Genomic DNA, 12935 nt, shown 5'->3' with positions numbered 1-12935 from the left:
TTAAAGGGCGGAAGCGGAGGCGAGGTCCTGGCGCTCGAGGGCGAGCGGTGCGGGTCCGGTCAATTTTACCCGTTCATGGGGGGGCAGCGACAGGGTGGCGCCGAGTACATTCGGGCGGATTGGCAGTTCGCCGGCATCCAGGTCCAGCAAGCAGACCAGGGTGACGCTGGCCGGGCGGCCATAATCGAACAGTTCGTTGAGCGCGGCGCGTACCGTGCGGCCGCTCATCAGCACGTCATCCACCAGCACCAGGTGCTGGCCCTCGACCTCGAACGGCAGTTCGGACGGGCGCACTTGCGGGTGCAGGCCGTTCTGGCTGAAGTCGTCGCGATAGAACGACACGTCCAGAGTGCCCATGGGGCTGGTTTCGCCCATGGCTTCCTGCAGGGCCTGGGCAACCCAGACGCCGCCGGTGCGGATGCCGATGTAGCGCGGTTCGTTAATTGCCCGGCGCGCCAGGTGGGCACGAAGGTCGACAGCCATCTGCCGAATCAGGTCGGCGGGATTGGGTAGGCTCATTGCGGGCTCCTCGGAAGGGTGCGCCGGGCGGGGCCGGCGGCAAAGATGATCAGGTATTGGCCTCCAGCCAGCCTTGCAGCAACAGGGCGGCGGCGATGGCATCGACCGGGTTGTCGCGGTAGCTGCCGCGCTGGCCGCCACGGGCCATGCGCTCGCCCTTGGCCTCGAAGGTGGTCAGGCGTTCGTCGTGGGTGTGCACGGGCAGGTTGAAGCGGCCGTTCAGGCGGCGGGCGAACTTTTCTGCGCGGGCGCTCATTTCGCTGGGGGTGCCGTCCATGTTCAGCGGCAGGCCGACGACGATGGCGTCGGGCTTCCATTCGGCAATCAGCTTTTCCACTTGGGCCCAGTCCGGCACGCCGTTCTGTGCCTTCAGGGTGCAAAGCTCGCGGGCCTGGCCGGTAACCACCTGGCCGACGGCTACGCCGATCTGTTTGCTGCCGTAGTCGAAGCCCAGCAGCAGACGCAATTCCGGGTGCAGTTCGGCCATCAGGCGTGGCCCGCCTGGCTGGTCAGCAGGTTCAGGTTGATCCCCAGGCTGGCGGCGGCGGCTTCCAGGCGCAGGTCGCTGGTCAGGCCGAAGATGATTTCCGGGTCGAACGGGCAGTTGAGCCAGGCGTTGTCGGCAAGCTCCGCTTCCAGTTGGCCCGCTTCCCAGCCGGCATAGCCCAGGGTGATCAGGCTCTGTTTCGGGCCTACCCCGGCGGCGATGGCAAGCAATATATCCTGCGAGGTGGTCAGCGACAGCCCATCCAGCGCCACGGTGGCCTGGAAACTGCATTCGCTGCTGTGCAGCACGAAGCCACGGTCGGTCTGTACCGGGCCACCTTGGTAGATCGGCACCTGCAAGGTGCTGGCCGGTGGCATTTCGTCCGGGCGCAGCTGCTCGAGGATGTCGGCCAGGTTCAGCTCCTGCGGCCGGTTGACCACCAGGCCCATGGCGCCATGGGCGTTGTGCTCGACGATGTACGTGAGGGTCTGGGCGAAGTTCGGATCGGCCATGTGTGGCATGGCGATCAGGAACTGATGCTTGAGGTAGCTCGGCGTGAGGGTTTTCATGGGGGATAGTGTGGCGCCAGGTGGCGAGGCTGACAAGGTGCGTAACGAGGCTTGCGCGTTCCCTGTGGGAGCGGGTTTACCCGCGAATGCGCCAGATCAGGCAATGATGTCGCTTAGTCGGACGCTTTCGCGGGTAAACCTGCTCCCACAGGGACCGCGTAATGCCGCAGGTCAGTTACTGGACAAACGGTCCCCACGGGCAAAGCGCCAGGTGCGGATGATCTCCAGCCGGTCAAACTCGGCCAGGTCCCCGGTAAACGGCGCAAACGGCGCCGCCAGCCGCACGATGCGCTGCGCCGCCTGGTCAAGCACCGGTTGCCCGGACGACTCCAGCACCAGTACCTCGTACAACGAGCCATCGCGGTTGATCGACACCATCATGCGCAGGTTGCCGTAGATCTGTTGCCGGCGCGCTTCATCGGGGTAGTTCAGGTTGCCCACCCGCTCGACCTTCTTGCGCCACTCTTCCTTGTACCAGGCCCCCTTGTCGCGCATGGTCGAGGCGGCATTGAGCCGGTGGATGCGCGGGCGCTTGGCGTACATCTGCTGCTCGTTGGACAGCTCCGCCTCCAGGCTGGCGATCTGGCTGGACAACTGTGAGCTGTCGAAGTCCGGTGCCGGGGCTGCCGGCTTGGGCTGCGGTTTGCTTTCCCTGGGTTTGGGCTCGACCTTCTGCGGCTTGGGCGCCGTGGTCACTACCGCCGACTTCTGCGGGACAGGGGGCGGTACCACCTCGGGCTTCGCGGCGGGTGGCGGGGTGATCTTGTTGATCTTGCTGTCCTGGAACGGTGCCAGTTCGGTGGTCTTGGGTACCGCTTTCTTGTCCAGGGTGCCGCTGCCCTGCTGGTTGTCCTGGGCCTGGAAATCGGCTTTCTCCGGCGGTTTCTCGCTCTTGAAGGTGGCCAGGGTGATGTCCATGGTGTGGCGGATTTCGGCAGGCTTGACCACGCTGAAGCCGACGCCGAGGATCAGCGCCAGGTGCACCAGGGCAGCCAGGAACAGGGTAAAGCCGAGCCGGTCCACCGGGCGAACACGGGGGGGCAGCAGGTCGGCGGGGATGTCAGCGGGCAGCGTCATCGGGTTTCCAGCAACCGCAGGGCGGGGCAGCAGGCCAGGCTAAAAGGACCCGCATCATACCCCACTCTGGGTTGTTGCCGTGCGTCGGCGGTCAGCGCGCCTTCAGCTGGCGATCAATGGCATCCATCAATTGCCCGCCGATATCGGTGTTGTAGGCGGCATCGATCTCGCGGATGCAGGTGGGGCTGGTGACGTTGATTTCGGTGAGGTAGTCGCCGATCACGTCCAGGCCCACGAACATCAGGCCCTTCTCGCGCAGGGTCGGGCCGACCTGGGCGGCGATCCAGCGGTCGCGGTCGGTCAGCGGGCGTGCTTCGCCACGGCCGCCGGCGGCCAGGTTGCCACGGGTCTCGCCGCTGGCCGGGATACGCGCCAGGCAGTAGTCCACCGGCTCGCCGTCGATCATCAGGATGCGTTTGTCGCCGTCGACGATCTGCGGCAGGTAGGCCTGCGCCATGATCTGCTGGTTGCCGTGCTGGGTCAGGGTTTCCAGGATCACCGACAGGTTCGGGTCGTCCTTGCGGTGGCGGAACACCGAGGCGCCGCCCATGCCGTCCAGCGGCTTGAGGATTACGTCACCACGGCTGTCGGCGAACTCGCGCAGGATGTCGACACGGCGGCTGACCAGGGTAGGCGCCATGCACTGCGGGAACTGGGTGGCGAACAGTTTTTCGTTACAGTCGCGCAGGCTCTGCGGGCGGTTGACCACCAGCACGCCTTCGCGCTCGGCCTGCTCCAGCAGGTAGGTGCTGTAGACGAACTCCATGTCGAAGGGCGGGTCCTTGCGCATCAGGATCACGTCCAGCTCGGCCAGCGCGCTGTCCTGCTCCTCGCCCAGCTCGAACCAGCGGGCCGGGTCGGCGAACACTTTCAGCGGGCGCATCTGCGCACGGGCCTGGCCGGCGCCCAGGTACATATCGCGCTGTTCCATGTAGAACAGGCTCCAGCCGCGTGCCTGGGCGGCCAGCAGCATGGCCAGCGAGCTGTCCTTCTTGTAGGAGATGGACGCGATGGGGTCCATGACAATGCCGAGGCGAACGCTCATGGGGTGGTTCCTCTTGGCGGCACGTGGCCGCGATGGATCGAAAGAAAAGTGGCTCAGGGTGGCGCCGTGAACGCCGCCGGTCAAGGGGCGCCGCAGATGGAACGGCCACCCGGAGTGTGCTAAAAATGCCAGTCATAGCGCTATACAACAGGCCTTTGGGGCTGCGCAGCAGCTCCAGGAATTCGGCATAAGCAGCGACGGTAGCCCAAGTGATGGAACAACCCCTGAAGGTGATGGTGATCGACGACTCGCGCACGATCCGCCGCACCGCACAGATGTTGCTCGGTGAAGCGGGCTGCGAGGTGATCACCGCCAGCGATGGCTTCGATGCGCTGGCCAAGATCGTCGACCACCAGCCCAGCATCATCTTCGTCGATGTGTTGATGCCGCGCCTGGACGGCTACCAGACCTGCGCGGTGATCAAGCACAACAGTGCCTTCAAGGACACCCCGGTCATTCTGCTTTCGTCACGTGACGGCCTGTTCGACAAGGCCCGCGGCCGGGTGGTCGGCTCCGACCAGTTCCTGACCAAACCGTTCAGCAAGGAAGAACTGCTCGACGCGATCCGCGCCCACGTGCCCGGTTTTGCCGCAGCCCAACAACACGCACCCTGACCGCGCCCCGCCATGGCACGGTCTTTCTTTCCTGATGGGGAACCAGCATGGCCCGAGTTCTGATTGTCGACGACTCGCCGACAGAGATGTACCGATTGACCGAATGGCTGGAAAAGCACGGCTACCAGGTGCTCAAGGCCAACAACGGTGCCGATGGCGTGGCCTTGGCACGGCAGGACAAGCCCGACGCGGTGTTGATGGACATCGTGATGCCCGGCATGAACGGCTTCCAGGCAACCCGTCAGCTCAGCAAGGACCCGGAAACCAGCACCATCCCGGTGATCGTGGTCACCACCAAGGACCAGGAAACCGACCGTATCTGGGCCACGCGCCAGGGCGCTCGTGACTTCCTGACCAAGCCGGTGGAAGAGGACGCGCTGATCGCCAAGCTCAAAGAAGTGCTCGGGGCTTGACCACCCGCCCGCAGGGCGCGTCGCTGACCGCCTTCGAGTTGTTGCTGGACATCGACCGGCGCTGCCGCCTGCTGGTCGCCGACCAGCCACCGCAGGACAACCGCCTGCAACAGTGGAGCGGCATCGGCTTCCGCATAGCCGGGCAATGGTTCGTCGCGCCCATGGGCGAGGTTGCCGAGGTGCTGCGCGAACCGCGCAGCAGCCGCGTCCCCGGCGTGCAGCCGTGGGTGTGCGGGGTAGCCAACCTGCGCGGGCGGCTGTTACCGGTGATGGACCTGAGCAGTTTCTTCGGCCTGGGCCACGCCGCCCCGGGCAAGCAGCGGCGGGTGCTGGTGCTGGATCACGAGGACCTGTTCGTCGGCCTGCTGGTGGACGAGGTGCTGGGCCTGCAGCACTTTGCCCTCGACAGCCTGCAACTGTCGCCGCCACAGCCCCTGATCCGCGCGGCTGCACCTTTCGTGCAGGGGCATTTCCCGCGTGAACGCAACTGGGCGATCTTCAGCCCCTTCGCCCTGGCCCAGGCGCCGGGCTTTCTCGATGTGGCGTTATAGGACCTGCGAACGTGAACAAGCCTGCCACCCCCGTCACCACCGTGACCCCACGTACCCGCAGCATCGCGCAGATCACCGTGCTGTTCCTGATCCTGATCCTGTCGATCATTCTGCTGTTCGCCAACTTTGCCTACCTGAACACCCAGTCCAACTACGACAAGCAGTACATCGGCCACGCCGGCGAACTGCGGGTGCTGTCGCAGCGCATCGCCAAGAACGCCACCGAAGCCGCCACCGGCAAGGCCCTGGCCTTCAAGCTGCTGTCGGACGCGCGCAACGATTTCGAACGGCGCTGGGGCTACTTGCGTGAAGGTGACAAGTCCACCGGCCTGCCACCTGCGCCGCCCATGGTGCGTGACGAGATGGAAGCGGTACGCCGCGACTGGGAAAACCTGCGCAAGAACACCGACACCATCCTGGCCAGCGAGCAGACCGTGCTGTCGCTGCACCAGGTGGCGGCGACCCTGGCCGAGACCGTGCCGCAGTTGCAGGTGGAATACGAGAAAGTGGTCGAAATCCTGCTGCAGAGTGGCGCCCCGGCCAGCCAGGTGGCGGTGGCCCAGCGCCAGTTGCTGCTGGCCGAACGCATTCTCGGCTCGGTCAACACCGTGCTGGCCGGTGACGATGCCGCGGCCCAGGCGGCGGATGCCTTCGGCCGCGATGCCGGGCGCTTCGGCCAGGTGCTCGAGGGCATGCTCAGTGGCAACGCGGCGATCCAGGTGACCCGTGTCGAGGACGCCGATGCCCGTGCGCGCCTGGCTGAAATTGCCGAGCTGTTCCAGTTCGTTGCCGGCTCGGTGGATGAAATCCTCGAAACCTCGCCGGAACTGTTCCGCGTGCGCGAGGCTGCGGGCAACATCTTCAGTCTGTCGCAAACCCTGCTCGACGAGGCCTCGCACCTGGCCAACGGTTTCGAGAACCTGGCTGGCGGGCGCACGCTCGACACCGTCGGCGGCTATGTCCTGGGCCTTCTGGCGCTGGCTTCGATCATCCTCATCGGCCTGGTCATGGTACGCACCACCAACCGCCAGCTGCGTGAGACGGCGGAAAAGAACGAACGCAACCAGCAGGCGATCATGCGCCTGCTCGACGAAATCGAAGAGCTGGCTGACGGCGACCTGACCGTGACCGTATCGGTGACCGAAGACTTCACCGGCGCCATTGCCGACTCGATCAACTATTCCGTGGACCAATTGCGCGACCTGGTCGCCACCATCAACCACAGTGCCGTGCAGGTCGCTGCCGCCGTGCAGGACACACAGAACACCGCACGCCAGCTGGCCAAGGCCTCGGAGCACCAGGCCGAGCAGATCAGCGAGGCTTCCGAGGCGGTTGGCGACATGGTCGAATCGATCGACCGGGTTTCGGCGCATGCCTACGAGTCGGCCAAGGTGGCCGAGCGCTCGGTGGCGATCGCCAACAAGGGCAACGAGGTGGTGCACAACACCATCAACGGCATGGACAACATTCGCGAACAGATCCAGGACACCGCCAAACGGATCAAGCGCCTCGGTGAATCTTCCCAGGAAATCGGCGACATCGTCAGCCTGATCGACGACATTGCCGACCAGACCAACATCCTCGCCCTCAACGCGGCGATTCAGGCCTCGCTGGCCGGCGAGACCGGCCGTGGGTTCGCCGTGGTCGCCGACGAAGTGCAGCGCCTGGCCGAACGCTCGTCCTCGGCCACCCGGCAGATCGAAGCGCTGGTGCGCACCATCCAGGCCGACACCAACGAGGCGGTGATATCCATGGAGCAGACCACCGCCGAGGTGGTGCGAGGTGCCCGCCTGGCCCAGGATGCCGGGGTGGCGCTGGCCGAGATCGAAGGCGTATCGCAGAACCTCGCCGACCTTATCCACAGCATCTCCGATGCCGCCCAGCTGCAGACTTCGTCTGCCGGGCAGATCTCCCACACCATGGCGGTCATCCAGCAGATTACCGCGCAGACCTCCGCCGGCTCCGGCGCCACTGCCGACAGCATCCGCCACCTGGCACGCATGGCCAGCGAGATGCGCCGTTCGGTGTCCGGGTTCACCCTGCCACCACCAGCAGAGCCCAAGTGAATAGCCCTACTGAAGAGCAGCGCCGAGGAGTGCCCATGGCTGTAGCAGCTGTAAGCCCCGAGCGCCACGACACCGTGGCGCTGGCCTGGACCAAAGCCGCCATCCTTGACTGCCTGGGCCAGGCGCGCCAGGCGCTGGAGCGCTTTGCCGGCGAGCCTGGCGACCTGTCGATGATGGCGTTCGTGGTCGACAACCTCCACCAGGTGCACGGCTGCCTGCGCATGCTCGAACTGCGCGGTGCCACGCGCCTGGCTGAAGAACTGGAGCTGTTCGCCAAGGCCCTGGCCGATGGTCAGGTCAGCCCCCGCGGTGATTGCCTGGGCGCGTTGTTCCGCGGCCTGGAGCAATTGCCATCGTATCTGGAGCGCCTGCGCGGCGCCCGCCACGACCTGCCACTGGTGATGCTGCCGCTGCTCAACCAGCTGCGTGCCTGCCGTGGCGAGGAGCCGTTGGCCCAGGCCAGCCTGATCAGCGGCGCCACACAACGCTTTGCCGGTGCCGACGACCTGGCCAACCTCGACCTGTCGCTGGGCAACTGGCGCGACCAGCTGCAGGCAGGGCCGGGCCGCGATGCCCTGCGCTCGGTGGTGACCGCGCTGTGCGACGACCTGATGCGCATCAAGGAGCGCCTGGACCAGTTCGTGCGTGGCGATCGCCAGCACAGCGAGCAGCTCGATGCCCTGCTGGCACCGCTGCGCCACGTGGCCGACACCCTGGCGGTGCTTGGCTTCCAGCAGCCACGCCGGGTGATCATCGACCAGGTGCTGGCGCTGCAGGCCCTGGCCCAGGGCGAGCGGGCCGTGGACGACGCGGTGTTGATGGATGTAGCGGGGGCCCTGCTGTACGTGGAGGCCACGCTCAATGGCATGGTTGGCCCGCTGGAGGAAAACGGCCAGGGCGGCCTGCCGGGCTCGGACCTGGCCGAAATCCGCCAGCTGGTGTTGAACGAGTCGCTGAATGTGCTGCAGCAGGCCAAGGACCTGATCGGCGATTGCCTGGAATCCGGCTGGCCTCGGCAACGCCTGCAACCTTTGCCAGGGCTGTTGCAGCAGATTCGTGGTGCACTGGCGATGTTGATGCTGCCGACCGTGGCCGAGCTGTTTGCCGGTTGCGCCAGCTATGTGCAGCGGTGGCTGCAGCACCTGGAGGTGGAGCCGCCAGCCGATGAGCTGACGCACTTGGCCGAGGCCCTGAGCGCCGCCGAATGCTACCTGCAATGGCGGGTGGCGGACCCATTGGCGGATGGCCAGCCCTTCATCGACATGGCGCGCGCCAGCCTGGCGACACTGGGTGTGCACTGCGCGATGGTCGAGGCCACCGCAGGCCAGGATGGCAGCGCTGATGGCATCGATGACGAGCTGCGTGAAGTGTTTCTCGACGAGGCCGGTGAACTGCTGCCGGAAATCGAGCGCCACTGGTTGCGCTGGCGTGCCGACAACCAGCAGCGCGAGGCACTGGGAGAAGTACGCCGCGCCTTGCATACGCTCAAGGGCAGCGGCCGCATGGTGCATGCCGAGGCGGTGGCCGAGCTGGCCTGGGGCGCAGAACACCTGCTGAACCGGGTACTCGAGGGCCGCAGCGTGCTCAGCCCGGAAGGCGTGGTGGCCCTGCAGCAGGTATTCGTCTACCTGCCCGACCTGCTGGCCGACTTTGCCGCAGGCCAGTTACCGCAACTGACGGAAATCGAGCAACTGGCCGGGCACCTGCATGCCCTGGCCGAAAACGATGCCCCGGTGGCGGCCGACATCGACGGCCTCGATCCGCAACTGCTCGAGATTTTCCGCAGCGAGGCGCAGGGCCACCTGGCCAGCCTGGATGCTTTCCTGCAGGGCGCCGACGGCCACGATACGCAGGTCAGCGATGGCCTGCAGCGCGCCCTGCATACGCTCAAGGGCAGTGCCGCCATGGCCGGGGTGATGCCGGTCGCCGAACTGGCCACCGCCTTCGACCGCCTGGCTCGTGAATACAAGGGCCACCAACTGCCCCTGCAAATGGCCGAGATCGAATGGCTGGAAGCTGCGCGCTCGCTGTTCCACCTGGGCCTGGCGCAACTCGACAGCACGCCGTTGGCAGCCATCCCCGGCGCCGCGGAACTGATCGAGCAGGTCGGCCAGGCGGTTGACGGGCACCTGGCCAGCTTGCATGACGACCCGCAGCATGGGCGGCGCAGCAAGCGCGACCCGCAATCGATTGCCAGTTTCCTGGCCCAGGCCATGGATATCCTGCTTGATGCCGAGTCGTTGCTGTCGCGCTGGCAGGAACAGCCCGGCCAGCGCGATGCGCTGGACACCCTGCTCGACGAACTGACTACCCTGGGCCACGCTGCGCATCTGGCCGACCTGTGGCAGATGGATGACGTGTGCGAGGCCTTGCTCGACTTGTACGGCGCCGTGGAGGAGGGCAGCCTGCCCGCCGATGCACGGTTCTTCGCCCACGTGCAGCGGGCCCATGAAGCACTGCTGGACATGCTCGACGAAGTGGCGGCCGGGCAGGACATCCCGCCAAGGCCAGAGCTGGTCGACAGCCTGCGCCACCTGCTTGGCCAGGCCCTGGCACCGGAGGCCACTGGCCTGGTGGGCATCGACACGGTCACGCCGTTGCATCCGGACATGGACCTGGCCGATACCCTTGGCCTCGGGCCTGCGCACAACCCTTTGCTGCCAGCTGTGGCCGAGCCGCTGGTCGAAGAGCCGGAAAGCCCAGGCGAAGAGCTGCTGGAAGTCTTCCTCGAAGAAAGCTCGGACATCGTCGAGAGTGCCGCCGCTGCCCTGGCGCGCTGGCAGGCTGACCCGCGCAGCAGTGTCGAGGTGGACAACCTGATGCGCGACCTGCACACCCTGAAGGGTGTGGCGCGCATGGTCGAAATTGCGCCGATCGGCGACCTGGCCCACGAGCTGGAGTTTCTCTACGAACTGCTGGCCGCAGGCCGTATGCCACCGAGCGCGCCACTGTTCGCCTTGCTGCAGAACTGCCATGACCGCCTGGCGCATATGCTCGATGCCGTGCGCCTGGGGCAACCGCTGCATGCTGCCACCGCGCTGATCGACTACATCCGCAACTTCAGCTTCTCGGCCCTGGCCGACAGCGCTGCCGGCCAGGGGCCGGTCGAGGCCGCGACCAGTGAGGCGCCGGCGGTGGCTCCGGAGCGGGCACCAGGTGATATGGTCAAGGTCGATGCCGAGCTGCTCGACGACCTGGGCAACCTGGCCGGTGAGCACTCGATCATCCGCGGGCGCATCGAGCAGCAGGTGAACGATGCGCAGTTCACCCTCAACGAGATGGAAACCACCCTCGAGCGCATGCGCGACCAGTTGCTGCGCCTGGATATCGAGACCCAAGGGCGGATGTCCAGCCGGCAGCAGTTCGAAGGCGATGCCTATGACGACTTCGACCCGCTGGAAATGGACCGCCACTCGCAACTGCAGCAGCTGTCGCGGGCCTTGTTCGAGTCCGCCTCGGACTTGCTCGACCTCAAGGAAACCCTGGCACAGCGCGCCCAGGAAGCCCACAGCCTGCTGCAGCAGCAAGCGCGGGTGAACAGCCAGTTGCAGGAAGGCCTGACCGCTACTCTGATGGTACCCTTCGAGCGCCTGGTGCCGCGCTTGCAGCGTGTGGTACGGCAGGTGGCCAGCGAGCTGGGCAAGCAGGTGGAGCTGGTGGTCGGCAATGCCGAGGGTGAACTCGACCGCAGCGTGCTCGAACGTATGGTGGCGCCGCTGGAGCACATGCTGCGCAACGCCGTCGACCATGGCCTGGAAAGCCGCGAAATGCGCCTGGCCGCGGGCAAGCCGGAGCAGGGCACCATTCACCTGAATCTGCTGCACGAAGGCGCGGATATCGTTATCGAAATGACCGACGACGGTGCCGGCGTGCCACTGGAAGCGGTGCGCCGCAAGGCCATCAAGCGCGGCCTGCTGGACCCGCAGGCGCAATTGAGCGATCACGAGATCCTTCAGTTCATTCTGCGCCCGGGCTTTTCCACTGCCGAGAAGATCACCCAGATTTCCGGGCGTGGCCTGGGCATGGACGTGGTGCACGAGGAGGTCAAGCAGCTGGGTGGCTCGATGAGTATCGAGTCGGCCCAAGGCAAGGGGGCGCGCTTCCTGATCCGCCTGCCGTTCACCGTGTCGGTCAACCGTGCGCTGATGGTGCACCTGGGTGAAGAGCAGTACGCCATTCCGTTGAACACCATCGAGGGCATCGTCCGCGTGCCGCCGGCAGAACTGGCGGCGTGCTACCAGCTGGACGCCCCACGCTATGTGTACGCCGGCCACGAATACGAGCTGCGCTACCTGGGTGAGCTGCTGCAGGGCATGCCACGCCCGGCATTGCTCGGGCAGAGCGTGCCTCTGCCAGTGCTGCTGGTGCATTCCCAGGAGCAATCGTTCGCCATCCAGGCCGATAGCCTGTCGCCCAGCCGCGAGATCGTGGTGAAGAGCCTGGGGCCGCAGTTTGCCGCAGTTGCCGGGTTGTCGGGGGCAACGCTGTTGGGCGATGGTCGGGTGGTACTGATTCTTGACCTGCTGGGCCAGTTGCGTGGCCAGCAGCGGCGCCTGGCGCGCCTGCCGGGTGGCGGTGCGGCTCGGCGCCAGGTGTTCGGCCCTGCGCCACGGCGGGCGTTGCTGGTAATGGTGGTGGACGATTCGGTGACTGTGCGCAAGGTCACCAGCCGCCTGTTGGAACGCCACGGCATGAGTGTGCTGACGGCCAAGGACGGGGTCGATGCAATGGCCCTGCTGGAAGAACACCGCCCCGATGTGTTGCTGCTGGACATCGAGATGCCGCGCATGGACGGCTTCGAGGTGGCCACACGTATCCGCCGTGACGAGCGTCTGAAAGACTTGCCGATCATAATGATTACTTCGCGCACCGGGCAGAAGCACCGCGACCGCGCCATGGCCATCGGCGTCAACGAATACCTGGGCAAGCCGTATCAGGAGTCGGTCCTGTTGCAGAGCATTGCCCACTGGAGCCAGACCCATGCTTGAACTGATCGCCGGCCAACGCAGCAGCCTGACCGGGCTTTTGCTGCCGTTGGGTGACCGTACCTTGGTGTTGCCCAACGTGGCGGTGGCCGAGTTGAGTGGCCAGCGCAATGTGGTGTGCCAACGCGGCGACCCGGCCTGGCACCTGGGCTGGATCGACTGGCGCCAGCAGCGCCTGCCGCTGATCGGCTTCGAAGCCGCGTGCGGTGGCGAGACACCCTGCGGCGAGCGGGCACGCGTGGTGGTGCTCAATGCCTTGGGTGATACCGGTCTGCGCTACCTGGCGTTGTTGCTGCAGGACATACCGCGCTCATGCAAGCTGGACAGCCAGCTGAACTACGTGGACGTGGCGTTGGGTCGCCTGGAACTGGCGGCGGTGCAGGTGGGCGAACAGGTAGCGCGGGTGCCGGACCTGGCCGGGCTGGAACGGCTGGTGCGTGACGCGCAATTGCAACCTGAGCTTGGGTAGGATGTAAGACACAGGGCCTCTTCGCGGGTAAACCCGCTCCCACAGGTAGTGCGCCACCCTCTGGTATCGTGGGATCCCTGTGGGAGCGGTTTACCCGCGAAGAGGCCGGAACAGAAGGACGCAGGAACCCAGCCCACCTC

The 12935-nt window shown here is 65.9% G+C and carries 11 protein-coding genes; 6 read left to right on the top strand and 5 right to left on the bottom strand.

The window, feature by feature from the left end; translation table 11 throughout:
- From pyrR to gshB, 5 genes are all read right to left on the bottom strand, one after another.
- Positions 1 to 519, bottom strand: a complete 519-nt coding sequence (pyrR, locus tag QN085_RS23705) for a bifunctional pyr operon transcriptional regulator/uracil phosphoribosyltransferase PyrR (RefSeq protein WP_023663354.1) — start codon at positions 517 to 519, stop codon at positions 1 to 3.
- A 49-nt stretch (positions 520 to 568) separates the two neighbouring features.
- A complete protein-coding gene (ruvX, locus tag QN085_RS23700) occupies positions 569 to 1006 on the bottom strand; it encodes a Holliday junction resolvase RuvX (protein ID WP_013974530.1) in 438 nt (145 codons plus the stop codon).
- Positions 1006 to 1575 carry a YqgE/AlgH family protein gene (locus QN085_RS23695; RefSeq protein ID WP_013974529.1) on the bottom strand — a complete coding sequence of 190 codons (570 nt, stop codon included), beginning with the start codon at positions 1573 to 1575 and terminating at the stop codon, positions 1006 to 1008. The genes ruvX and QN085_RS23695 overlap by 1 nt, the downstream gene beginning before the upstream one ends.
- Before the next feature lie 171 nt (positions 1576 to 1746).
- Positions 1747 to 2652 carry an energy transducer TonB gene (locus tag QN085_RS23690; RefSeq protein WP_013974528.1) on the bottom strand — a complete coding sequence of 302 codons (906 nt, stop codon included), beginning with the start codon at positions 2650 to 2652 and terminating at the stop codon, positions 1747 to 1749.
- A 91-nt stretch (positions 2653 to 2743) separates the two neighbouring features.
- Positions 2744 to 3697 (bottom strand): glutathione synthase, encoded by a 954-nt coding sequence (gene gshB, locus QN085_RS23685; protein ID WP_013974527.1) that lies wholly within the window; start codon positions 3695 to 3697, stop codon positions 2744 to 2746.
- 212 nt (positions 3698 to 3909) lie between these two features.
- On the opposite strand from gshB, the gene QN085_RS23680 reads away from it, so the two are divergent.
- Genes QN085_RS23680 through QN085_RS23655 form a run of 6 tightly spaced genes read left to right on the top strand, consistent with a single transcriptional unit; the run spans position 3910 to position 12795 of the window.
- Positions 3910 to 4311, top strand: a complete 402-nt coding sequence (locus QN085_RS23680) for a response regulator (RefSeq protein ID WP_003257770.1) — start codon at positions 3910 to 3912, stop codon at positions 4309 to 4311.
- 47 nt (positions 4312 to 4358) lie between these two features.
- Entirely contained in the window at positions 4359 to 4724 is a 366-nt protein-coding gene (gene pilH, locus QN085_RS23675; RefSeq protein WP_003257768.1) for a twitching motility response regulator PilH, read from the top strand.
- On the top strand, positions 4721 to 5275 hold the full coding sequence (locus tag QN085_RS23670) for a chemotaxis protein CheW (RefSeq protein ID WP_003257767.1): 555 nt from the start codon (positions 4721 to 4723) through the stop codon (positions 5273 to 5275). The genes pilH and QN085_RS23670 overlap by 4 nt, the downstream gene beginning before the upstream one ends.
- Before the next feature lie 11 nt (positions 5276 to 5286).
- Positions 5287 to 7341, top strand: a complete 2055-nt coding sequence (locus tag QN085_RS23665) for a methyl-accepting chemotaxis protein (RefSeq protein WP_041506358.1) — start codon at positions 5287 to 5289, stop codon at positions 7339 to 7341.
- Positions 7342 to 7376: 35 nt separating this feature from the next.
- Positions 7377 to 12329 carry a hybrid sensor histidine kinase/response regulator gene (locus tag QN085_RS23660; protein WP_024087837.1) on the top strand — a complete coding sequence of 1651 codons (4953 nt, stop codon included), beginning with the start codon at positions 7377 to 7379 and terminating at the stop codon, positions 12327 to 12329.
- Positions 12322 to 12795 carry a chemotaxis protein CheW gene (locus QN085_RS23655; RefSeq protein ID WP_285688687.1) on the top strand — a complete coding sequence of 158 codons (474 nt, stop codon included), beginning with the start codon at positions 12322 to 12324 and terminating at the stop codon, positions 12793 to 12795. The genes QN085_RS23660 and QN085_RS23655 overlap by 8 nt, the downstream gene beginning before the upstream one ends.
- Positions 12796 to 12935: the final 140 nt, after the last annotated feature.

Origin of the sequence: Pseudomonas sp. M2(2023), from assembly GCF_030263955.1 — a bacterium.
GTDB classification, from domain to species: domain Bacteria; phylum Pseudomonadota; class Gammaproteobacteria; order Pseudomonadales; family Pseudomonadaceae; genus Aquipseudomonas; species Aquipseudomonas asiatica.
Note: the sequence above shows the minus strand (reverse complement) of the source record. Positions and strands in the feature narration are given on the sequence as shown.

Coding starts and splice junctions, on each gene's coding strand:
- pyrR (WP_023663354.1), bottom strand. CDS start 519: ATGAGCCTACCCAATCCCGCCGACCTGATTCGGCAGATGGCTGTCGAC.
- ruvX (WP_013974530.1), bottom strand. CDS start 1,006: ATGGCCGAACTGCACCCGGAATTGCGTCTGCTGCTGGGCTTCGACTAC.
- QN085_RS23695 (WP_013974529.1), bottom strand. CDS start 1,575: ATGAAAACCCTCACGCCGAGCTACCTCAAGCATCAGTTCCTGATCGCC.
- QN085_RS23690 (WP_013974528.1), bottom strand. CDS start 2,652: ATGACGCTGCCCGCTGACATCCCCGCCGACCTGCTGCCCCCCCGTGTT.
- gshB (WP_013974527.1), bottom strand. CDS start 3,697: ATGAGCGTTCGCCTCGGCATTGTCATGGACCCCATCGCGTCCATCTCC.
- QN085_RS23680 (WP_003257770.1), top strand. CDS start 3,910: ATGGAACAACCCCTGAAGGTGATGGTGATCGACGACTCGCGCACGATC.
- pilH (WP_003257768.1), top strand. CDS start 4,359: ATGGCCCGAGTTCTGATTGTCGACGACTCGCCGACAGAGATGTACCGA.
- QN085_RS23660 (WP_024087837.1), top strand. CDS start 7,377: ATGGCTGTAGCAGCTGTAAGCCCCGAGCGCCACGACACCGTGGCGCTG.
- QN085_RS23655 (WP_285688687.1), top strand. CDS start 12,322: ATGCTTGAACTGATCGCCGGCCAACGCAGCAGCCTGACCGGGCTTTTG.